Genomic DNA, 20236 nt, shown 5'->3' on the forward strand with positions numbered 1-20236 from the left:
CGCAGGGTCAGCGGGGTTGTTCCGGGGGACGCTGGCGGGGCATGTTCGGGCGGGTGCCGGGCGGGAGCGGGAAGCGGGCCGGCGGGAGCCCCGCTTCGGCCCGGGACGACGGGGCGCCGAGCGACTGCATCACCAGCGGCGCCGGCCCCGACGAGAACTCCACCATCCACTCCGCGGTCTCGGACCGCACCAGCTCCGTCACGTCCTCCGAGAACCGCCGCAGGACGGTCAGGCACCGCTCCGCCGCCTCGCTCGCCGTGCCCTCCGTCGGGCCCAGCACCTCCCGCACGTTCTCGGAGGCCCAGTCGAACTGCAACGTCTGTAGGCGCCGCTGGACCGCCTGCGCCGTCGCCACGTCCCGCATCCAGCCGGACGTCAGCCCGAAGAACCGGTCACAGGCCAGGCAGGCGGCCCCCAGCAGCAACGACAGGTATCCGTACGGCAGCAGGCCGGAGGCGGACCCGGTGAGCTCCAGCAGCGGCATCGCGGCCCCGGTGACCGCTCCCGTCGCCGCGCCGATCCGCAGCACCCGTGCCCCGCGGCGCTTCCACGCGCGGTCGGACAGGTACCACTCCGCGGTGCGCAGCGCATCGGCTTCCACCCGCCGGTAGAGCTCGTCCAGCCGCTCGGCCGGCTCGCCCCAGTCCCCGAGGGGGAACGGTCCGCCGGTCAGATCGCCCGCCGCCATCGGTCCGCTGCCCTCCTCCCGGGAGTCCCGGGGCTCCCGGGGTGGCCCCTCGGGCTGCATCTCCGGCTGGCTCACCCGGCACTCCCTCTGCCTGCGCTGACGTGTGGTGGTGCGCGTGTGCGCAATGATGCGCATGCTCTTCCTACCTTCGAATGGCGACCTGTGGGCGACGAATCCCCGGTTTTCCGCCCGCAAGGAGGTCTCCAGCAGGTACGCGCACGCCCCGTCTCTCACTCGAAAGAGTTGGTCCTCACGGCGTAGGGCGCACCGCGCGGGGAGCACGTAGGCTCGGATTGACCAAGCTGTCCCAGGCTTGGACGACGCTACGGAGTGAGTGACCTGTGATTCCCGGTGGTGGCCAGCCCAACATGCAGCAGCTGCTCCAGCAGGCCCAGAAGATGCAGCAGGACCTCGCGGCGGCCCAGGAGGAGCTGGCGCACGCCGAGGTCCAGGGCCAGTCCGGCGGCGGCCTGGTCCGGGCGACCGTCACCGGTTCCGGTGAACTGCGTGCACTGGTGATCGACCCGAAGGCCGTGGATCCGGAGGACACCGAGACCCTCGCCGACCTGGTCGTCGCCGCGGTCCAGGCCGCCAACGAGAACGCGCAGGCCCTCCAGCAGGAGAAGCTGGGCCCGCTGGCCCAGGGCCTGGGCGGCGGCAGCGGCATCCCCGGCCTCCCGTTCTAGTACTCCCCACACCCGACCCATCCCGAAAGAAGGCAGTCCGTGTACGAAGGCGTGGTCCAGGACCTGATCGACGAACTGGGCAGGCTGCCCGGCGTCGGGCCCAAGAGCGCGCAGCGGATCGCCTTCCACATCCTGCAGGCGGAGCCCACCGACGTCCGGCGTCTCGCGCACGCGCTGCTGGAGGTCAAGGACAAGGTCCGGTTCTGCGCCGTGTGCGGGAACGTGGCCCAGGAGGAGCGGTGCAACATCTGCCGCGATCCGCGCCGTGACACCACGGTCATCTGTGTGGTGGAGGAGCCGAAGGACGTCGTCGCGATCGAGCGGACCCGAGAGTTCCGGGGCAGGTACCACGTCCTCGGTGGCGCGATCAGCCCCATCGAGGGCGTCGGACCGGACGACCTGCGCATCCGAGAGCTGCTGGCGCGCCTGGCGGACGGCGAGGTGACCGAGCTGATCCTCGCCACCGACCCGAACCTGGAGGGCGAGGCGACCGCCACGTACCTCGCCCGCATGATCAAGCCCATGGGCCTGAAGGTCACCCGCCTGGCCAGCGGGCTCCCCGTCGGGGGAGATCTGGAGTACGCGGACGAGGTCACGCTCGGGCGGGCCTTTGAAGGAAGGCGACTTCTCGATGTCTGACGCAACGCTGCACGCCCTGGCCCAGGATCCGGACGACTTCGCCGTCCAGATCGCGGACCAGATCGAGTCCTTCATCGTCGCGGTCACCGAGGTGGCCAAGGGCGAGGACCCGGACAGCGCGGTCCCCTTCCTCCTCCTGGAGGTGTCCCAGCTGCTGCTGGCGGGCGGCCGGCTGGGCGCGTACCAGGACGTCCTGCCCGACGAGCGCTACGAGCCCGACCTCGGCCCGGAGCCGGATGTGGACGAGCTGCGCGAGCGGTTCGCGTACATGCTGGACCCGGTCGACGTGTACTCCGAGGTCTTCGACCCGTACGAGCCGCGCAAGGCGCCGGTCGCGCACCGGATCTCCGACGACCTGGCCGACGTGGTGGCGGACCTCCGGCACGGCCTGGCGCACTACCGGGCGGGCCGGACGGCCGAGGCGCTGTGGTGGTGGCAGTTCTCGTACTTCTCCAACTGGGGTCAGACGGCCTCGGCCACGCTGCGCGCCCTCCAGTCGCTCGTCGCGCACGTACGGCTGGACCAGCCGCTGGAGGCCTTGGACGGCCTCGACACCGACGAGGACCTGGCCGAGGACGACCTCGCCGAGCAGGCCGGCCGGGTGATGGCCGAGGAACTCGGCACCATCGGCCGCGCCCCGGCCCGCCGCCCGGTCGGCGAGCCGTAGCCGTCACCCGAGCGGTCCGCCCTGCGGGGACGCAGGCGGACCGCTCCGGTGCACTCCGGGGGTGTACCTCGTTTTCGCCGGACGGGTGCACCGGCCACAGGCGCAGCGGCGCCGCCATGATCAGGGAATGAACCGAATGTCTCATGATGTGGTACGCGTCGGCCGTATTGCGGGCGCTCGTTAGACTGGCCCGCGACCGCAGTACTGGATTGAGCGAGGAGCGCACGTGGGCCTTGTCGTGCAGAAGTACGGAGGCTCCTCCGTAGCCGATGCCGAAGGCATCAAGCGCGTCGCCAAGCGGATCGTGGATGCCAAGAAGAACGGCCACCAGGTGGTCGTCGTGGTTTCCGCGATGGGCGACACGACGGACGAGTTGATCGATCTCGCCGAGCAGGTATCCCCGATGCCTGCCGGACGCGAATTCGACATGCTGCTGACCGCCGGAGAGCGCATCTCCATGGCCCTGCTGGCCATGGCGATCAAAAACCTGGGCCACGAGGCCCAGTCGTTCACCGGTAGCCAGGCAGGCGTCATCACCGACTCGGTCCACAACAAAGCGCGCATCATCGATGTCACGCCGGGCCGTATCCGCACCGCGCTGGACGAGGGCAACATCGCCATCGTCGCCGGCTTCCAGGGCGTGTCGGCGGACAGCAAGGACATCACCACCCTCGGCCGCGGCGGCTCGGACACGACCGCCGTCGCGCTCGCCGCGGCGCTGGACGCCGAAGTCTGCGAGATCTACACCGATGTCGACGGCGTCTTCACCGCGGACCCCCGCGTCGTGAAGAAGGCCCGGAAGATCGACTGGATCTCCTCCGAGGACATGCTGGAGCTCGCCGCCTCCGGTTCCAAGGTGCTGCTGCACCGCTGTGTCGAGTACGCACGCCGCTACAACATCCCGATCCACGTCCGCTCGTCCTTCTCCGGACTGCCGGGCACCTGGGTCAGCAACGAGAATCCGCAAGGGGACGCGCAGGTGGAGCACGCCATCATCTCCGGAGTCGCTCACGACGTCTCCGAAGCCAAGATCACGGTCGTCGGCGTCCCGGACAAGCCGGGCGAGGCCGCGGCGATCTTCCGCGCCATCGCGGACGCCGAGATCAACATCGACATGATCGTGCAGAACGTGTCCGCCGCGTCCACGGGCCTGACGGACATCTCCTTCACCCTTCCCAAGGCCGAGGGCCACAAGGCCATCGAAGCCCTGGAGAAGGCGAAGGGCGCCATCGGCTTCGACTCGCTGCGCTACGACGACCAGATCGGCAAGATCTCCCTGGTCGGCGCGGGCATGAAGACGAACCCGGGCGTCACCGCCTCGTTCTTCCAGGCCCTGTCCGACGCGGGCGTCAACATCGAGCTGATCTCGACCTCCGAGATCCGCATCTCGGTCGTGACCCGCCAGGACGACGTCAACGACGCGGTCCGCGCCGTGCACACGGCCTTCGGCCTCGACTCCGACAGCGACGAGGCCGTCGTCTACGGGGGCACCGGACGATGACCTCGACCCGGTCGACCCCGGCTCCGGCGCTCGCCGTGGTCGGGGCGACCGGAGCTGTCGGCTCCGTCGTGCTCCAGATCCTGTCCCAGCGGGCGGACGTCTGGGGTGACATACGCCTGATCGCCTCCGGACGCTCGGCCGGCCGCATGCTGGCCGTGCGCGGGGAGGAGAGCGAGGTGCTCGCCCTCACCGAGGACGCCTTCGACGGCATCGGTCCGGGCGACGTCGTGCTGTTCCTGACGCCGCCCGAGGTCTCGGCCCGCTGGGCGCCCGTCGTGGTCACGCGCGGGGCCGTCGCCGTCGACCAGTCCGCCGCCTTCCGGGAGGATCCGGAGGTGCCGCTGGTGGTGCCCGAGGTCAACGCCCAGGCCGTACGGATGCGGCCGCGCGGAATCGTCGCGAGCCCGGACTGCGTCACCGCCGCGATGATCGCCACCCTGGGCGCCCTGCACGCCGAGTACGCGCTGGCCGACCTGACCGTGTCCTCGTACCAGGCCGCGAGCGCGGCCGGCCGGGCCGGTTCCGAGGCGCTGCGCCGACAGTTGTCGCTGGTCGCCGGGACGTCCCTGGGGGAGCAGACCGGGGACGTGCGCCGTGCCGTGGGCGAGGACTCCGGGCCCTTCGCGGCCCCGCTCGCCCTCAACGTGGTCCCGTGGTCCGGTGAGTTGCGGGGCGGCGGCTGGTCCTCGCACGAGCTGGCCGTGCGGGCGCAGACGCGCCGGGTCCTGCACCTGGACGCGCTGCCGGTGGCGGTGACCTGCGTGCAGGTGCCCGTGCTGACCGGGCATTCGCTGAGCGTCCGGGCGCGGTTCGAGGCCGAGGTGGACGCCTCGCACGCCCGGGAGATCCTGGAGGCCGCGCCCGGCGTGGTCGTCGTGGACGACCCGGCTGCCGGGGAGTTCCCGACTCCGGTGGACGCGGCGGGGACGGATCCGGCGTGGGTGGGGCGGCTGCGGGCCTCGCTCGACGACCCGCGCTCCCTGGAGTTCTTCGTGTGCGCGGACAATCTCCGCAACGGGGCCGCCCTGAATGCCACTCAGATCGCGGAACTGATCGCTGGTGAATTCGCGTAATTCACTTTGTAGGATCAATGCTGATCCCTTGATCAAGGTGATGGCCTGACTGCCGCCTGGACGGGCGGGGCAATCAGGAAGAGCGGGTACGCATGAGGGCAACGGGGATTTTGCTGGTGAGGCGGCCTCACGCGTACAACCCTGGTGGGGGGACGCGTGTCCAACTGGCGTGGCAGAGGCACTTCTCGACTTCGCCGTCGTACCGGCGCGCAGCGCAATCAGTGCGCCGCGCCGGCCTTCCCGCGTGCCCGTGTCCGCGTCCGGCGGCTTCCCGGTGATCGTTCCCGTCCCGCCGGCCGTGCCGTCCGCGATACCGCTCGCAGTGCCCTCCGCCCTACCGACCCGGGGCGGCCGCGTGCCCGCGCCCCGCGATAGCGCGGAGGCCGCGGGGAGCGGGGAGGAGGCGTCCGCCACCGGGTCCGCCGCTGCCGAGTCCGCTGCCGAGTCCACGGCCGCCGAAACCGGGGCCGCGGGGTCCGCCGCTGCCGAGACCGCGGCCGCCGAGCCGGTCGTCGTGGCCGGCACCACGGTCGACCACCTCACCGAGACCTACCGGGCCCACTACCGCTCCCTGCTCGGCCTCGCCGCGCTGCTCCTCGACGACACCGCCTCCTGCGAGGACGTCGTCCAGGAGGCGTTCATCCGTGTCCACTCGGCCCGCAACCGGGTTCGCGATCGGGACAAGACACTGGCGTATCTCCGCCAGACAGTCGTCAACCTCTCGCGCTCCGCGCTGCGCCGCCGCATCCTCGGCCTCAAGCTCCTCTCGAAGCCGATGCCGAACATGGCCAGTGCCGAAGAGGGCGCGTACGACCAGCTGGAACGGGACGATCTCATCAAGGCGATGCGCGGACTCCAGCGGCGTCAGCGCGAGGTGCTGGTGCTGAGGTACTTCGCGGACATGACGGAGGCCCAGGTCGCCGAGACGCTCGGAGTCTCGCTCGGCTCGGTCAAGGCGTACGGATCGCGGGGCATTGCCGCGCTGCGGGTGGCGATGGAGGCTGCGCAGTCATGATGGACGACCACACTCCGCCGGGCGGGGCGAGCGAGGAACAGGCGCTGCGGAGCCTGCTGCGCGGGGCCGTCGAGAGCCTGGAGCCCTCCGAGGGCGCGCTGGAGCGGCTGCGGTACGCGGTCCCCGTACGCCGGACCCGCAAGCGGCAGGCCGTCATCGGGGCGGTGGCGGCCGTGCTCCTGGCCGGGACGGCCGTCCCGGCGGCCCTGCACCTGCACATCACCGGCGGAGAGGGCTCCGCCACCGACCACTCCGCCATGGCCGGGCACGGCGAGCAGCCCGGTGCCACGGCGGGCGGCGGCACCTCCGATCCACACCAGAACGGCTCCGGCGCCCGTCCCCAGCCCGGCAAGGACGCCGGCACGGGCGTGGAGACGGGCGGCCCCGGCGTGCAGCCGGATGCGCAGAGCGGCAGCTCCCCGACCGGTGGCGGGGCAGTGGCCGGCCCGGACACCGGGGGCGCCTCGGCGGGGGCCTCGGCCGGCACCGGCCCGATGCCCCCGGCGGCGCCCGGCGTACCCGGCTGTAGCGCGGAGCAGCTCGGGGTGCAGGGCAGTGCACAGGCCCCCGAGGCCGACGGCAAGGTGTACGGCAGCTTCAAGGTCACCAACATGTCGGCGCGCGGCTGCACCGTCATCGGCCCGGACACCGTGACCGCGGCCCCGGTGTCCGCGGCCGCCTCCGGCCAGAGCGCGGGGGTCACCGTGGTCGGCCACACTGCGGGGGACCCGGCGGCTGGGCTGCCCGACCCGTCGACGGAGACGCCGCTGCTGCTGCTCCAGCCGTACACGGCGTACGAGGTCCGCTTCGCGTGGGTGCCCTCGGCTCAGCCCTGCCCGGCGGCCACGCCCGACCCGGGCCCCAAGCCTCCGGTGAGCAGCGCCCCGGACACCGGGCAGCGCACGGCGGGCGGCGCTGCCGCAGCGACGGGTCCGGAGCCGGAGTCGGGCGCCAAGACCCCGGAGACGACCGGGGTGGCGGTGACGCACACGCCGAACACGGCGCCGCCGGGTGCGCCGACCACGCAGACGACCATCCCGTCGGCCTGTGGCGGAACGGTTTACCGGACGGGCGTCATTCCGCTGGACGCGCCGAAGCCGTAGCGGGGGCCGCGGCGGAAGCCGTAGTCGTGGCCGTGGCGGCAGCCGTGGCCGTGGTCCCGATGGAAGCGGGCTCCTCCGGCAACAGCCCGGCCTCGGCGTCGCGCAGGGTCTCCACCTCGCGGCGGTAGAGCCGGAACCACATGAACAGTACGAACGCGGCGAAGACGAACCACTCGCCGGTGTAGCCGAGGTTCTGGAAGGCCTTCAGGTCGAGCCCGGTGTTGCTCGGAGCCTGCGCGGGCACCGGGGTCATGCCGTCCACCGGGGTCTGCACCGTCAGCCAGGCGTCGTACAGCTCGTACGGCACGAGGTTGACCAGCGAGGCCGCCCCGATCACCCCGAGCTGCCCGGCCGGCAGGCCGCCCTCGGCGTGCACGCCCTTGGTGGTGGAGTTCTCGGAAGCCTGGAGCGAGCCCGTGACCTCGACCCGCCCGGTCGGCGCGGCCGGGGCCTTCGCCTCGTCCGCGGGGCCCGCCAGCCAGCCCCGGACCACCGGGACGGCCTTGCCGGAGTCGGTCTTGAGCAGGGTCAGGACGTAGAAGCCGCTCTTGCCGTCGAGCCGGCGGTCGGGGACCAGCAGCTGCTCGGCGTACTCGCCGGAGGTGGAAGCCAGGCGTCCGGAGGTCTTCTGGTCCACCGGCAGCAGCGATTCCAGCGGCGCGGCGGCCTCGGCGGCGGGCCGCTCCGCGGTCGCCTCCCGGTGCGTGTCGACGCGGTCCTCGAACCGGCCGAGCTGCCAGGTCCCCATGAACAGGCAGACGGGCACGGCGAGCGCGACGAAGACGTTGATCCCCCACCAGCGCGGGGTCAGGAGAAACCGGTGCACCCCACCACCGTACGGGGGGTGCACCGGATCTTCGGGGCCGGGGCTACCGCGGCAGGTGCTTCAGCACGAAGTCCAGCTCCATCCGGACCTGCTTGATCCGTTCCTCCACGACGAGCGAGCCGTGCCCGGCGTCGTACCGGTACACCTCGTGCACCGCCCCGCGCGCGGCCAGCCGGTCGACGTAGTTGTCGATCTGCCGGATCGGGCAGCGCGGGTCGTTGACGCCCGCCGCGATGTGGACGGGGGCCTTCACCGCGTCGACGTACGTGAGCGGCGAGGATGCCTCGAAGCGGTCCGGGACCTCCTCCGGGGTCCCGCCGAAGAGGGTGCGGTCCAGGGACTTCAGTGCCTCCATCTCGTCGTGGTACGCCGTGACGTAGTCGGCGACCGGTACGGCGGCCAGCCCCACGGCCCAGGCCCCGGGCTGCGTGCCCAGGCCCAGCAGGGTCAGGTAGCCGCCCCAGGAGCCGCCGGAGAGCACCAGCCGCGCCGGGTCGGCGAGGCCCGAGGCCACCACCCACTCCCGGACGGCGGCGATGTCCTCCAGCTCGATCAGGCCGACGCGGTGCTTGAGGGCGTCGGTCCACTCCCGGCCGTACCCCGTCGAGCCCCGGTAGTTGACCCGGACGACCGCGAAGCCGTGGTCCAGCCAGGCCGCGGGGGCCGCCGCGAAGGCGTCGCTGTCGTGCCAGGTCGGCCCGCCGTGTACCTCGAACACGGTCGGGAACGGCCCGTCGCCGTGGCCCGTCGGGCGCTGGGCCAGCGCGTGGATCCGCCCGCCGGGGCCCTCCACCCACACGTCCTCCACCGGCAGCGAGCCGGGCGGCCGGAACCCGGGCGGGTCCAGGACGATCCCGCCCGCGGTCGACCGTACGGACGAGGGCTCGGCCGCCGAGGACCACTGGTACTCCACCGTGCCGTCGGGCCGAGCCGTCGCACCCGAGACCGTGCCGGGCGGGGTGTCCACCTTGACGAGGTCCCGCGAGGCCAGGTCGTAGCGCCAGAGCTCGCTGCGCGCCTCGAAGCCGTGCGCGATCAGCAGGGCGGAGCCGTCCGGGTACCACTCGGCGCTGACGTCGCCCGGCAGCTCGACCGCCAGGTCCTGCTCGGCCCCGGTGGCCACGTCCCACACCATCGGCTCCCAGCGGCCGCGCCGCTGGTGGCCGACCAGCAGCCGGGTGTCACCCGCGACCGGGGCGAAGCCGAGGACCTCCAGGCCCAGCTCGACCGTGCCGCCCCGGGAGTCGTCGAGCTCGGCGACCGTGGCGCCGTCGAGGGTGACCACGCGCAGCGCCGAGTGCATGGCGTCCCCGTGCTCGGTGTGCTCGATCGCGATCAGGGTCCCGTCGTAGGAGAGGTCGCCGACTCCGGCCGACTCCCGGTGCCGGTAGATCACCTCCGGCGCGGCGGCGTCCGGCCGCAGCACGTGGATGGTCGAGCCGTCCTCGTCGGTGGACCGGCCGACGACCGACGTCCCGTCGCGGCCGATGGCGAGCCCGGCGGGGTACGAGGGCTCCAGCCCGGGGGTGGCCGGCTCGTCGGGGCCGCCCGCGAAGGGCTGGCGCACCCAGGTGCCGAACTCGTCGCCGTCGGTGTCGGAGAACCACCAGATCCACTCGCCGTCGGGAGAGAGGGTTCCGTCGGTGGTCCCGTTGGGCCGGTCCGTCGCCTGCCGCTGCGTGCCGGTGGCCCGGTCCCACGCGTAGAGCTCGTACGTCCCGGTCGCGTTCGAGACGAAGAGCGAGCGGTCCGGGGCGTCCTCCGCCCAGTCGGGCAGCCCGACGCGCGGCGCCCGGAAGCGCTTCTCCCAGTCGGGCATGGCCGTGTTGTCAGTCATACCCCCCATGTAACCCGATTGGCGCTGCCGGATGGTCGGGACTGCCGGGAGGAGGCAGCGTGGGCGGGGTCCCACCCAGCCGTTTTCCAGTGAGGAGTGATCATGGCGAACAAGCGCAAGGAACAGACTCACGAGGACCGTCGGACGTCGGAATCCCAAATGCCGAACAAGCCGGCGCAGCTGGTCGAGGACGTACGGGAGGCGCAGACGATGGCCATGAAGGAGGACCAGATGCGCGAGCAGCGCCGCAAGGGCGGGCGCGGCTGACCCACTGCTGCAGATCTCTCCGAGGATGCCGCCTCCTCCCGACGGAGGGACAGTGGAGGGCGTAGACCCTCCGGTGCGTCCCGAGGAGGAGTGATCATGGCCAAGAAGGCTCGTGCCGGTACGGCACAGGCCGCGGAGCGCGAGCGGGAACGGGCGAAGAACACGGCGGCCGAGGCACGCGCCAAGGCAGCGGTCAAAGACGTGCAGTCCGTCTCCGCGAAGACGCGGGGCATGCAGCAGAAGGCCCAGGCCAAGCGCGGCTGAGACCACCGGAGGCCGAGCGACCTCCGCTGCCGCTGCCCACGGATTCAGGGTCAAGGATTCACCGGTCGTGGCTCGTGGTTCCTCCCGGGAACCACGGGCCACGGTCGTAGGCTGGCCGCATGCGGATGATCGTCCGGGGTGCCCGGCTGCTCCACACCGACGGCCTGTCCGACGTCGAGGTCGCCGAGGACGGCCGGATCGCGCGGGTGGTCCCGTACGACGACCAGAAGGAGCCACCGGCCACCGGCGTGCTGATCGAGGCGCACGGCGGGCTGCTGACGGCTCCCTTCGTCGAACCGCACATCCACCTGGACACGGCCCTGACCGCCGGGGAACCGCGCCCGAACGCCTCGGGGACGCTGTGGGAGGGCATCGCCTGCTGGAGCGAGCGCAAGCGGACCCTGACCCGTGAGGACGTCGTCGCGCGGGCCACGCAGGTGCTGCGCTGGCAGGCGGCCCAGGGCGTGCTGCACGTGCGGACGCACTGCGACGTCACCGACCCGTCGCTCACCGCCCTGGACGCGCTGCTGGAGGTCCGCGACCGGGTCCGGGACGTCCTGACCCTGCAGATCGTCGCCTTCCCGCAGGAGGGCATCGTCTCCTTCCCGGACGGCGAGGCGCTGCTGCGCGAGGCGGTCCGGCGCGGCGCCGACGTCGTCGGGGCGATCCCGCACTTCGAGGACACCCGCGAGGACGGCGTCGCCTCGCTGGGCATCGCCTTCGCGGTGGCCGGGGAACACGGCCTGCGCGTGGACGCCCACTGCGACGAGATCGACGACGAGCAGTCCCGCTTCGTGGAGGTGCTGGCCGCGCTCGCGCTGCGCACGGGGCTGCGGGAGCGGGCGACGGCCTCGCACACCACGGCGATGGGCTCCTACGGCGGCGCGTACAGCTTCAAACTCCGGCGGCTGCTGTCCCGTTCCGGGATCAACCTGGTCTCCAACCCCTTCGCGAACCTCAACCTCCAAGGGCGCTTCGACGACTACCCCAAGCGGCGCGGCCTCACGCAGGTCAAGGAGATGCTGGCGGCGGGCGTCAACGTCGCCTTCGGCCACGACGACGTGATGGACCCGTGGAACGCCCTCGGTACGGCGAACCCGCTCCAGACCGCCCTCGTCGGCCTGTACGCGGCCCAGCTCACCGGAGCGGACGAAATCCCGGTGGCCTTCGAGATGGTGACGGAGCGTGCGGCGCGCGTACTGGGCCTGACGGCCGCCGAGTACGGCATCGCGGAGGGCGCTCCCGCCTCGTTCGTGCTGCTGCCCGCCGAAACCCCCGCGGAAGCCCTGCGCCGCCAGGTCCGGCCGCGGTACGTGGTCGCGCGGGGCACCGTGATCGCCGAGACGCCGCCCGCGCCGACACGGCTGAACTGGCCGGGGGAACCACCCGCGCAGGTGGACTTCCGCCGATCGTAGGCCGCCGCCCGCTCCGGCGGTAGCCTGCGCGCATGTCGTGGGACGAGGACGGAACACCGCACCCGCTCGCACTGCGCCGGACCGGCCGCAGCGAACAGGAGCCGGACCGGCTGCCCGAGGTCCGGGAGCTGGAGGTGCTCGGCTGGGAACCCGCGCCCGAGGACACGCTGTGGGTGTTCCTCCCGTACGTGTGGCCCCCGGCGTCCCGGACCTGGATCCCAGACCGGTCCACCCACTGGGCGGTCCGGACCGGGCTCGACGGCCACGGGCACATCACCGACGTCGAGGCCGCCCCGCTCGCCGACCCCGACCTGCACGACCTCGACTGGGAGGCCGAGGAGGTCCTCACGGGCCTCGACCTCCCGCCCCGGCCGCAGGGCCGGCTGTGGCTGCTGCGCCCGCTCGGTTCCTTTCCCACGGTGGGGGCGGTCCTGGCACACGTAACCGCGGTGGCGCGGGAGCGCGGCGTGGAGGCCCGGCCCACCGCCGACTTCCTCGCACTAACCCGCGCCGAACTCGACTCGATGGCCGACGGACCCGACTGCTGACGGCCTCCCCGGCACCGGCGATCATGTGAACGCCCGACCGGAAGAACCGAGCAAGGAGCCGGAAAGCCATGTGGAAGTGTGAGCCCGTCGTGGGCGCCAGCCTCGACGTCGCCGAAGTCACCGCCCTCTACCGCGCGTCCACCCTCGGAGAGCGCCGTCCCGTCGACGACGTCGAACGGTTCACCAAGATGCTCGCCGGCGCCAACCTCGTGGTCACCGCCCGCCTCGACGGCCGGCTGATCGGCATCGCCCGCTCGGTCACCGACGGCTGCTACGTCACGTACCTGGGCGACCTCGCCGTGGACACCGAGTTCCAGCGCCGGGGCGTGGGCCGGGACCTGATCCGGGTCACCCGGGAGGCCGCGCCGCAGGCCAAGCTCGTCCTGCTCGCGGCCCCGGCCGCGGTGGAGTACTACCCGCACATCGGGTTCGACCGCCACGAGTCCGCCTGGACCCTGGCCGCACTCGGCTGAACCTGAAACGGACTAGCCGAGCGTCCGATAGTGCGTGACCAGCCGCCACTGCTCGTCGAGCACGTGGAACGCCAGCGCCGGCGCCAGCTCGTGGTCCACGACGGGCCGCCCCTCGAAGGGCAGCGGAACGGTCGAGGCGACCCCGGGCGCGACGAGCAGCGGCAGGCCCGCGAACGTCGTGGCGGCGGCGACGTGCGCGTGCCCGCACAGCAGGGCCACGACCTGCGGGTGGCGCCCCAGCACCGCGGCGAGCCGCTCCTCACCGAACTGCCGGACCCGGTCCACGTGCGGGGTGTGCAGGTCGACCGGCGGGTGGTGGAAGCACACGAACACGGGCAGCTCACCCCCCTCGGCGGTCAGCGTCCCGTCGAGCCACCGCAGGGTGTGATCACTGAGCAGGCCCTCGTCGCTGCCCGGGATCGTCGAGTCGCACAGCACGAAGACGGCTCCGGGCGTCCGGACGACCTGGTTCAGCTCCTCGTCGTCCGGCTTGCCGTCCAGCAGCCCGGTACGGAACGCCGCCCGCCGGTCGTGGTTGCCGGGCAGCACCAGCACCGGGTACGGCAGCTCGAACAGCTCGCGGGCCTGCGCGTACTCGTCCGCCGCGCCGTGGTCGGCGATGTCCCCGGAGACCAGGACGGCATCGAGGGGCCCGGGCAGGTCCCGTAGATAGTTCATGATCGTGAGCGCCCGCCGCGTGGCCCGCTCCGAGAGGTCCAAGTGCAGGTCACTGACATGCGCGATGACGGTCACGGGTCGTCCTTCCAGGAGGGTCCGGCCGCGACGGGGAAGCGCCCCGGCCCGGTCCTCCCCGACGCTACCCGCGCCACCCCTCCCCGAGCCCAACTCGTCGCACCCCACCGGAGATCGGCTTCGTCCCGCTGATCTCCGACCTGGGGGCCCGCTCGACGAGACCTCCCGGCTCATCGGGCTTTCGGGGCCGGCCGTCACCGAAGCGGTCTATCGGAAGCAGGTCCGGCTGGTGATCCAGACGGGGGCGACGGCCACGGACGAGATCTTCGGGGCCGCTCCGAGCCCTTGGTCACCCAGTGAGACACCCAGACGCAGAAAGAGCCGGTGCAGGTTTCCCTGCACCGGCTCTCACCTGGTCTTACTCTGTCGGGGTGGCGGGATTTGAACCCACGACCTCTTCGTCCCGAACGAAGCGCGCTGCCAAGCTGCGCTACACCCCGATCGCCGCCTTGCAGCAGTTGCTGTCTTGGCGACATCGATTACTTTAGCGGACCCTCGGCCGGAGACGAAATCCGGTTTTCGCGAGGGGGGCGACGGGCCCCGGACCGGTGGGGGTCAGGCCTTCGGGGTCAGGGTCAGGAGGGTGGCTTCCGGGGGGCAGGCGAAGCGGACCGGGGTGTAGCGGTTCGTGCCGCACCCCGCCGAGACGTGGAGGTAGGCGCGGTGGCCGTCCGCCTCGTGCGTGGAGAGCCCCTTGACCCGCTTGGTGTCCAGGTCGCAGTTGGTGACGAGCGCCCCGTAGAAGGGGATGCACAGCTGCCCGCCGTGGGTGTGCCCCGCCAGGATCAGCGGGTACCGGTCGGCCGTGAAGGACTCCAGGACCCGCAGGTACGGGGCGTGCACGACGGCCATGGAGAAGTCGGCGTCGGCTTCCGGCCCGCCCGCCACCCGCGCGTAGCGGTCGCGCTTGATGTGCGGGTCGTCGAGGCCGGTGAAGGCCAGTTCCAAGCCGGGCAGTTTCAGGCGGCCGCGGGTGTTGGTGAGGTTGACCCAGCCCGCCGCGTCGAAGGCGTCCCGCATCTCCTCCCACGGGTTGTGCACGGCGCCGACGACCGGCTTGTTGCCGTTCAGGCCGTGCCGCCCCTGGACCTTCTCGATCAGGTAGCGCCCGGGGTTGCGCAGCCGCGGCCCGTAGTAGTCGTTCGACCCGAAGACGTACACGCCGGGGAAGGACATCAGGGGGCCCAGGGCGTCCAGCACCTCCGGAACGCCCTCGGTGTCGGAGAGGTTGTCGCCGGTGTTCACCACGAAGTCCGGGCGCAGGCCGGCCAGGGACTGGAGCCAGGCGCGCTTCTTGTGCTGTCCGCCGACCATGTGGATGTCGGAGACCTGGAGCACGCGCAGCGGGCGCATCCCGGCGGGGAGGACCGGCACGGTGATCCGGCGCAGGCGGAAGGACCGCGCCTCGAAACCGGCGGCATAGGCCACACCAGCGGCCCCCACGGCCGCGATCGATGCGGTGACCTTCAGGGGTACTCCGTAACGCGCACGCATGGCCCCATCGTCGCAGACGCGGAAAACCGGCGGGCGCCACTGCCCCATGACCTGGCAGACTCGGCTCATGACCACGCTCAAAGCCAAGCTCCAGGAAGACCTCACCACCGCCATCAGGGCGCGCGACGAGCTGCACTCGTCCACGCTGCGCCTGACGCTCTCCGCCATCACCAAGGAGGAGGTCGCGGGCAAGGAAGCGCGCGTGCTCTCCGACGACGAGGTGCTGAAGGTGATCGCCAAGGAGGCGAAGAAGCGCCGCGAGGCCGCGGAGGCCTTCGCGCAGGGTGGTCGTCCCGAGCAGGCCGCGCGCGAGACGGCGGAGGGCGAGTTCCTCGACACGTACCTGCCCAAGCAGCTCGGCGACGACGAGCTCGGCGCGATCGTGGCGCAGGCCGTCGAGGAGGCCAAGGCGGCGGGCGCCGAGGGGCCGCGGGCCATGGGTGCCGTCATGAAGATCGTGGGCCCGAAGGTGGCCGGTCTGGCGGAGGGCGGCCGGGTCGCCGCCGCCGTCAAGAAGCAGCTTTCGTAAGAGGACAGAGAAGAGGGCCCCGCCCGCGCGTTGCGCGGGCGGGGCCCTTCCTCTTTCCTACTGCTCCTCCGGGCCGCCGATCACGCCCGGATCCAGGGTGATGTTCGGGAACGGGTTCGGCGGGGTGTTGCCGCCCGTCGCACCGCCCATGGTGCCCGCAGCCGTCTGACCGCCGGGGCGGCCGCCGGGCTTGTTGTCGCCGCCCGGCTTGCCGGGCTTGCCCGGCTTGTTCGGGGTCGGGTTCGGGTTCGGGTTCGTGCTGGGTCGGCCGCCGCCGGTGGGCATTCCGCCCTCCGGGATGGCCACCGTGGTGAAGTTCGGTGCCTCCCGGCCCGACAGCGCGCCCGAGACCGCCTGCTTCCAGATCGGGCCGGGCAGCCCGCCGCCGTAGACCTTGTCGTAGTACTGGCCGCCGATGGTGATGTTCTCCATCGACACCTGCTTGGAGCCGCCCGAGCCGACCCAGGTCGCGCCGGCCATGTTCGGCGTGTACCCGACGAACCATGCGTTGTAACGGCTGTCGGTGGTGCCGGTCTTGCCCGCGTTCTGCCGGTCGGTCAGACCCGCGGCGGTACCCGTACCGGAGTCGACCACGCCGAGCAGCAGCGTGTTGATGGTGTCGGCGGTCTTCTCCGACATGACGCGGTCGCACTGGGACTTCGGCACGGCCAGGGCCTTGCCGTGCGAGTCGGTGATGGACTCCAGGGTGATGGGGGTGCAGTACACGCCGCGGTTGGCGAAGGTCGCGTAGGCGTTCGCCATGGTCAGCGGCGACATGCCCTCGGTGCCGAGCGCGATCGCCGGGACCTCGGGCAGCTTCGTCCCGTCGGCCGGGATCACGCCGAGCTTGGTGGTCATCTCGGTCACGGGGCACAGCCCGTTCTCGGAGATCATCTCCACGAAGTACGTGTTGACGGACTTGGCCATCGCGTCCTGCATGCCGTACGGGCCGCGCTCGGACTCGGATTCGTTCTCGACCCGGTCGTGGGAGGTGTTGACCCAGGGCTTGTCGCCGCAGGTCTGCACCGGGCTCGGGTACTCCATGTCGTGCGGGGACAGGTACGTCTTGCCGGGCGATACGCCCCGCTCGATGGCCGCGGCCGCGACGAACGGCTTGAAGGTCGAACCCGTGGGGAAGCCGAAGTTCGACCCGCCCATCCGCTTGTCCACGGAGAAGTTGATCTGGGTCTCGTTCTTGCCGAAGCCGTACGGCTTGGACTGGCCCATGGCGAGGACGCGGCCGGTGCCCGGCTGTACCAGGGTGACGGCCGTGGCGACCTTGTCGTCCTGGTTGACGTGCTCCTTGATCGACTCGTTGACGGACTCCTGCGACTGGGGGTCCAGCGTCGTACGCACGGTCAGGCCGCCCTGGTTCCAGAGCTTGGCCCGCTCCTCGCGGGTCTTGCCGAACACCGGGTCGGTCAAGAAGGTGTTGCGCACGTAGTCGCAGTAGAAGCCCGCGCCCTTGACGGCGGTGATGCAGCCGTTCTTCGGGCGCGTCACCTTCAGCGTCACCGGCTTCTTCTTGGCCTCGTCCGCCTCGGCCTGCGAGACGTCCTTCATGTCGGCCATCCGCTGGAGGACGACGTTCCGGCGCTTCGTCGCCTCCTGCACGTCGTTCACCGGGTCGAACCGGCTCGGCGACTGCACGACGCCCGCCAGCAGCGCCGACTCGTCCAGGGTCAGGTCCTTGGCCGGCTTGCTGAAGTAGCGCTGAGCGGCGGATTCGATTCCGTATGCCTGCTGGCCGAAGTACGTGATGTTGAGGTAGTTCTCAAGGATCTTCTTCTTCCCGAGTTCCTCCTCGACCTGGATCGAGTACTTCAGCTCGCGGATCTTGCGGCCGAGGCTCTTCTCCTGGGCCTCGCGCACCTTGGTCTCGTCGTCGCCGGCCTCCTCGACGAACACGTTCTTCACGTACTGCTGCGTCAACGTGGAGGCGCCCTGCGCGGCGCCGCCCTCCTGCGCGTTGCGGTTGACCGCGCGCAGGATGCCCTTCAGGTCGACCGCGCCGTGCTCGTAGAAACGCGAGTCCTCGATCGCGACGATCGCCTTCTGCATGTACGGGGAGATGGCCGTGAGCGGTACCACCTGCCGGTCCCGTGAATAGACCGTGGCGATCAAGCCACCTTCGGCGTCCAGAATCGTCGTGCGCTGACTCAGCGGCGGTGTCTTCAGATTGGCCGGGATCTCATCGAATCCCTCGACCGTGCCCTTCGCGGCGAGCCCCAGGGCGCCTGCGCCCGGGATCGCGATGCCGGCCAGCACAACTCCGGAGAGAACGGACACCCCGAGGAACTTGGCGGCCTGCTGCGGCCCCGTGAGCCCGGCGCCCGAGCGCTTCTTTCCCATGGAGGGCAGCCTACGTTCTCATTCGCCGGACACGCGCGAATGCCTTGGCCTAAGCTGTCCCCAACTGTCACAGCAGTGTGGTGCGACATCAACCCCTCGGCTTGATTTTCACCCTTCCCGAATGGGGTGGACTTATGTCCGAATCTCGCCCCTCACCCTGACGGTCGTTCGTCCATGGTCCGCCGATTCCATCCGAATTGCCGGAATGGTCGCGCATGTCGCCGGATCACTCCGTCGGGTGATCTGCCGCTTACCCATAGTCCGTTCGGACCATTCAAGATTGGGCCCGTCGGGGGTGTTGCACCGTGCCCGCCTTCCGTAACGTCCTCAACTGGCAGCGGTGAATATGCCGCTACCGCCGTGGGGGAGCCTCGATTCGGGAGAGGACGGCGCCGGGATGGGCTGGGTTACCGACTGGAGTGCGCAGGCAGCCTGCCGCACTACCGATCCGGATGAACTGTTCGTTCAAGGAGCGGCACAGAACAGGGCCAAGGCGGTGTGTACCGGGTGTCCGGTGCGCACCGAGTGCCTGGCCGACGCGCTCGACAATCGTGTCGAGTTCGGAGTATGGGGCGGAATGACCGAGCGGGAGCGTCGCGCATTGCTGCGCAGGCGTCCCACCGTCACCTCGTGGCGACGGCTGCTCGAAACCGCCCGCACGGAGTACGAGCGCAGTACGGGCATCCTCACCGTGGATGTCGATGCGGAGATCGACGTTTCGTACGAGACGTACGCGGCAGCCGGGTAGACCCCTCGCGCGTCCCGCGTACGAGTGCCTCCGTACCCGGAGGCAGCCGTCGTACGAACGCCTACGCTCCGGCCGGAACCCCGGCCGCGAGTCGCTCTCCGATGGCCCGTAGCCCGGCGAGGTCGTGCACATCGCCGGGCAGGGCGGCCACCTCGGCCACCGCCACCTCGGGGTGCAGGGAGGTGAATCGATCGCGTGTGCGCTGTTCGCGCGCGATCACCTGCATCCGTTCGGCGTGCAGGCGCAGCAGTCCTGCCGTGATTTCGTCCACGTCGGCATCGGCGTCGGCGTCGGCGTCGACATCGGGGTCTGAGTTCGGGTCGGCCGAGTCACGAAGTCCAGCTTTCCCGGACTCCTGATCGACAATGCCGCCTTCTTCAAGATTCTCTGCGGCGGCCAACGCCCGCTCGGCGGACAGCTGGTCGGCACCACTGCCGTGCACCCGGTTCAGTACGAGCCCGGCCAGCGGCATGTTCTCTGCGGCCAGCCGCTCCACGAAGTACGCAGCCTCCCGCACCGCGTCCGGCTCGGGCGCCGCGACCACGAGGAACGCCGTACCCGGAGCCTGGAGCAACCGGAACGTCGCGTCCGCACGGGTGCGGAACCCGCCGAACATCGTGTCCATCGCGGCCACGAACGTCTGTACGTCCTTCAGCAGTGAGGCGCCCATCAGCTTGCTGAGCGTGCCGGTCATCAGGGACATGCCGACGTTGAGGAACTTCATCCCCGCCCGGCCGCCCACCTTCGCGGGGGCCATCAGCACCCGGATGAACTTCCCGTCCAGGAAGGACCCCAGCCGCTTCGGCGCGTCGAGGAAGTCCAGCGCGGAGCGGCTCGGCGGAGTGTCCACGACGATCAGGTCCCAGTCGTCCCGCGCCCGCAGCTGGCCCAGCTTCTCCATCGCCATGTACTCCTGCGTGCCCGCGAAGCCGGCCGACAGCGACTGGTAGAAGGGATTCGCGAGGATGGCCTGAGCCCGCTCGGGGTCCGCGTGACCTTCGACGATCTCGTCGAAGGTGCGCTTCATGTCGAGCATCATGGCGTGCAGTTCGCCGCCGTCGACCCCCTTCACCTTGCGAGGGGTGTTGTCCAGCGAGTCGATGCCCATCGACTGGGCGAGCCGCCGCGCCGGGTCGATGGTCAGCACGACCACCTTCCGCCCGCGCTCCGCCGCCCGTACGCCCAGGGCCGCGGCGGTGGTGGTCTTGCCGACCCCGCCCGCGCCGCAGCAGACGATGATCCGCGTCGCGGGGTCGTCCAGCAGCCGGTCCACGGCCAGCCGCGGCGCAGTGTCCATGCCGATCCCCGTCTTCGTCCCGGCGCTCGCGCCGGCGGTCCTGGTGGTGGTGTGGACGGTG

At 71.2% G+C, this 20236-nt stretch carries 20 protein-coding genes, 1 tRNA gene and 1 pseudogene; 14 read left to right on the top strand and 8 right to left on the bottom strand.

Features of this window, described 5'->3' with window-relative positions:
• Nucleotides 1-7: 7 nt before the first annotated feature.
• Entirely contained in the window at nt 8-763 is a 756-nt protein-coding gene (locus OHA65_RS20695) for an SLATT domain-containing protein (protein WP_327284571.1), read from the bottom strand.
• A 266-nt stretch (nt 764-1029) separates the two neighbouring features.
• Between OHA65_RS20695 and OHA65_RS20700 the strand changes: the two genes are divergently transcribed.
• From OHA65_RS20700 to OHA65_RS20730, 7 genes and pseudogenes are all read left to right on the top strand, one after another.
• Nucleotides 1030-1374 (top strand): YbaB/EbfC family nucleoid-associated protein, encoded by a 345-nt coding sequence (locus tag OHA65_RS20700; RefSeq protein ID WP_327284572.1) that lies wholly within the window; start codon nt 1030-1032, stop codon nt 1372-1374.
• Between the two features lie 39 nt (nt 1375-1413).
• Nucleotides 1414-2013: a recombination mediator RecR gene (recR, locus tag OHA65_RS20705; protein WP_030152816.1), complete on the top strand. Its 600-nt coding sequence runs from the start codon at nt 1414-1416 to the stop codon at nt 2011-2013.
• Complete coding sequence (locus tag OHA65_RS20710) at nt 2006-2680, top strand: DUF5063 domain-containing protein (protein ID WP_327284573.1); 675 nt, start codon at nt 2006-2008, stop codon at nt 2678-2680. The genes recR and OHA65_RS20710 overlap by 8 nt, the downstream gene beginning before the upstream one ends.
• 226 nt (nt 2681-2906) lie before the next feature.
• Nucleotides 2907-4181, top strand: a complete 1275-nt coding sequence (locus OHA65_RS20715) for an aspartate kinase (RefSeq protein ID WP_327284574.1) — start codon at nt 2907-2909, stop codon at nt 4179-4181.
• Entirely contained in the window at nt 4178-5254 is a 1077-nt protein-coding gene (locus OHA65_RS20720; protein ID WP_327284575.1) for an aspartate-semialdehyde dehydrogenase, read from the top strand. Before OHA65_RS20715 ends, OHA65_RS20720 begins: the two co-directional genes overlap by 4 nt.
• A 371-nt stretch (nt 5255-5625) precedes the next feature.
• Nucleotides 5626-6269 (top strand): annotated as a pseudogene (locus OHA65_RS20725) (SigE family RNA polymerase sigma factor).
• Nucleotides 6266-7372 carry a hypothetical protein gene (locus OHA65_RS20730; RefSeq protein ID WP_327284576.1) on the top strand — a complete coding sequence of 369 codons (1107 nt, stop codon included), beginning with the start codon at nt 6266-6268 and terminating at the stop codon, nt 7370-7372. Before OHA65_RS20725 ends, OHA65_RS20730 begins: the two are co-directional and overlap by 4 nt.
• On the opposite strand, the gene OHA65_RS20735 is transcribed toward OHA65_RS20730, so the two are convergent.
• Together OHA65_RS20735 and OHA65_RS20740 are read right to left on the bottom strand one after the other, a co-directional pair.
• A complete protein-coding gene (locus tag OHA65_RS20735; RefSeq protein ID WP_327284577.1) occupies nt 7344-8198 on the bottom strand; it encodes an SURF1 family protein in 855 nt (284 codons plus the stop codon). The genes OHA65_RS20730 and OHA65_RS20735 overlap by 29 nt on opposite strands.
• A gap of 43 nt (nt 8199-8241) precedes the next feature.
• Nucleotides 8242-10035 (bottom strand): prolyl oligopeptidase family serine peptidase, encoded by a 1794-nt coding sequence (locus tag OHA65_RS20740; protein ID WP_327284578.1) that lies wholly within the window; start codon nt 10033-10035, stop codon nt 8242-8244.
• A 102-nt stretch (nt 10036-10137) separates the two neighbouring features.
• Between OHA65_RS20740 and OHA65_RS20745 the strand changes: the two genes are divergently transcribed.
• The 5 genes from OHA65_RS20745 to OHA65_RS20765 all read left to right on the top strand — a co-directional run bounded on the left by OHA65_RS20745 (nt 10138) and on the right by OHA65_RS20765 (nt 13002).
• Nucleotides 10138-10302, top strand: coding sequence for a hypothetical protein (locus tag OHA65_RS20745; RefSeq protein ID WP_327284579.1), 165 nt, complete (start codon nt 10138-10140; stop codon nt 10300-10302).
• A 96-nt stretch (nt 10303-10398) separates the two neighbouring features.
• Entirely contained in the window at nt 10399-10566 is a 168-nt protein-coding gene (locus tag OHA65_RS20750; protein WP_159044533.1) for a hypothetical protein, read from the top strand.
• A 119-nt stretch (nt 10567-10685) separates the two neighbouring features.
• Complete coding sequence (codA, locus tag OHA65_RS20755; protein WP_327284580.1) at nt 10686-11981, top strand: cytosine deaminase; 1296 nt, start codon at nt 10686-10688, stop codon at nt 11979-11981.
• A gap of 32 nt (nt 11982-12013) precedes the next feature.
• Entirely contained in the window at nt 12014-12529 is a 516-nt protein-coding gene (locus OHA65_RS20760) for a DUF5956 family protein (protein WP_327284581.1), read from the top strand.
• A 68-nt stretch (nt 12530-12597) separates the two neighbouring features.
• On the top strand, nt 12598-13002 hold the full coding sequence (locus tag OHA65_RS20765; protein WP_327284582.1) for a GNAT family N-acetyltransferase: 405 nt from the start codon (nt 12598-12600) through the stop codon (nt 13000-13002).
• Nucleotides 13003-13014: 12 nt separating this feature from the next.
• On the opposite strand, the gene OHA65_RS20770 is transcribed toward OHA65_RS20765, so the two are convergent.
• From OHA65_RS20770 to OHA65_RS20780, 3 genes are all read right to left on the bottom strand, one after another.
• A complete protein-coding gene (locus OHA65_RS20770) occupies nt 13015-13755 on the bottom strand; it encodes a metallophosphoesterase (RefSeq protein ID WP_327284583.1) in 741 nt (246 codons plus the stop codon).
• A gap of 366 nt (nt 13756-14121) precedes the next feature.
• Nucleotides 14122-14195: transfer RNA gene (locus tag OHA65_RS20775), tRNA-Pro, on the bottom strand.
• A 115-nt stretch (nt 14196-14310) separates the two neighbouring features.
• Nucleotides 14311-15249 (bottom strand): metallophosphoesterase, encoded by a 939-nt coding sequence (locus OHA65_RS20780; RefSeq protein WP_327284584.1) that lies wholly within the window; start codon nt 15247-15249, stop codon nt 14311-14313.
• Between the two features lie 67 nt (nt 15250-15316).
• Here OHA65_RS20780 and OHA65_RS20785 point away from each other — a divergent pair, with 67 nt between their 5' ends.
• Nucleotides 15317-15778, top strand: a complete 462-nt coding sequence (locus OHA65_RS20785; protein ID WP_327284585.1) for a GatB/YqeY domain-containing protein — start codon at nt 15317-15319, stop codon at nt 15776-15778.
• A gap of 57 nt (nt 15779-15835) precedes the next feature.
• On the opposite strand, the gene OHA65_RS20790 is transcribed toward OHA65_RS20785, so the two are convergent.
• Nucleotides 15836-18130, bottom strand: coding sequence for a transglycosylase domain-containing protein (locus tag OHA65_RS20790; RefSeq protein WP_327284586.1), 2295 nt, complete (start codon nt 18128-18130; stop codon nt 15836-15838).
• Nucleotides 18131-18527: 397 nt separating this feature from the next.
• Here OHA65_RS20790 and OHA65_RS20795 point away from each other — a divergent pair, with 397 nt between their 5' ends.
• Entirely contained in the window at nt 18528-18878 is a 351-nt protein-coding gene (locus tag OHA65_RS20795) for a WhiB family transcriptional regulator (RefSeq protein WP_030228569.1), read from the top strand.
• 61 nt (nt 18879-18939) lie between these two features.
• On the opposite strand, the gene OHA65_RS20800 is transcribed toward OHA65_RS20795, so the two are convergent.
• Nucleotides 18940-20175, bottom strand: coding sequence for an ArsA family ATPase (locus OHA65_RS20800; RefSeq protein WP_328765220.1), 1236 nt, complete (start codon nt 20173-20175; stop codon nt 18940-18942).
• Nucleotides 20176-20236: the final 61 nt, after the last annotated feature.

The organism is Streptomyces sp. NBC_00045 (genome assembly GCF_045041095.1).
Classification (GTDB): domain Bacteria; phylum Actinomycetota; class Actinomycetes; order Streptomycetales; family Streptomycetaceae; genus Streptomyces.

Bases quoted from the DNA above. Each gene is read 5' to 3' on its own strand.
- OHA65_RS20740 (WP_327284578.1), bottom strand. From the start codon at position 10,035: ATGACTGACAACACGGCCATGCCCGACTGGGAGAAGCGCTTCCGGGCG.
- OHA65_RS20765 (WP_327284582.1), top strand. From the start codon at position 12,598: ATGTGGAAGTGTGAGCCCGTCGTGGGCGCCAGCCTCGACGTCGCCGAA.
- OHA65_RS20730 (WP_327284576.1), top strand. From the start codon at position 6,266: ATGATGGACGACCACACTCCGCCGGGCGGGGCGAGCGAGGAACAGGCG.
- OHA65_RS20780 (WP_327284584.1), bottom strand. From the start codon at position 15,249: ATGCGTGCGCGTTACGGAGTACCCCTGAAGGTCACCGCATCGATCGCG.
- OHA65_RS20800 (WP_328765220.1), bottom strand. From the start codon at position 20,175: ATGGACACTGCGCCGCGGCTGGCCGTGGACCGGCTGCTGGACGACCCC.
- OHA65_RS20785 (WP_327284585.1), top strand. From the start codon at position 15,317: ATGACCACGCTCAAAGCCAAGCTCCAGGAAGACCTCACCACCGCCATC.
- OHA65_RS20790 (WP_327284586.1), bottom strand. From the start codon at position 18,130: ATGGGAAAGAAGCGCTCGGGCGCCGGGCTCACGGGGCCGCAGCAGGCC.
- OHA65_RS20795 (WP_030228569.1), top strand. From the start codon at position 18,528: ATGGGCTGGGTTACCGACTGGAGTGCGCAGGCAGCCTGCCGCACTACC.
- OHA65_RS20760 (WP_327284581.1), top strand. From the start codon at position 12,014: ATGTCGTGGGACGAGGACGGAACACCGCACCCGCTCGCACTGCGCCGG.
- OHA65_RS20720 (WP_327284575.1), top strand. From the start codon at position 4,178: ATGACCTCGACCCGGTCGACCCCGGCTCCGGCGCTCGCCGTGGTCGGG.
- codA (WP_327284580.1), top strand. From the start codon at position 10,686: ATGCGGATGATCGTCCGGGGTGCCCGGCTGCTCCACACCGACGGCCTG.
- OHA65_RS20750 (WP_159044533.1), top strand. From the start codon at position 10,399: ATGGCCAAGAAGGCTCGTGCCGGTACGGCACAGGCCGCGGAGCGCGAG.
- OHA65_RS20745 (WP_327284579.1), top strand. From the start codon at position 10,138: ATGGCGAACAAGCGCAAGGAACAGACTCACGAGGACCGTCGGACGTCG.
- OHA65_RS20710 (WP_327284573.1), top strand. From the start codon at position 2,006: ATGTCTGACGCAACGCTGCACGCCCTGGCCCAGGATCCGGACGACTTC.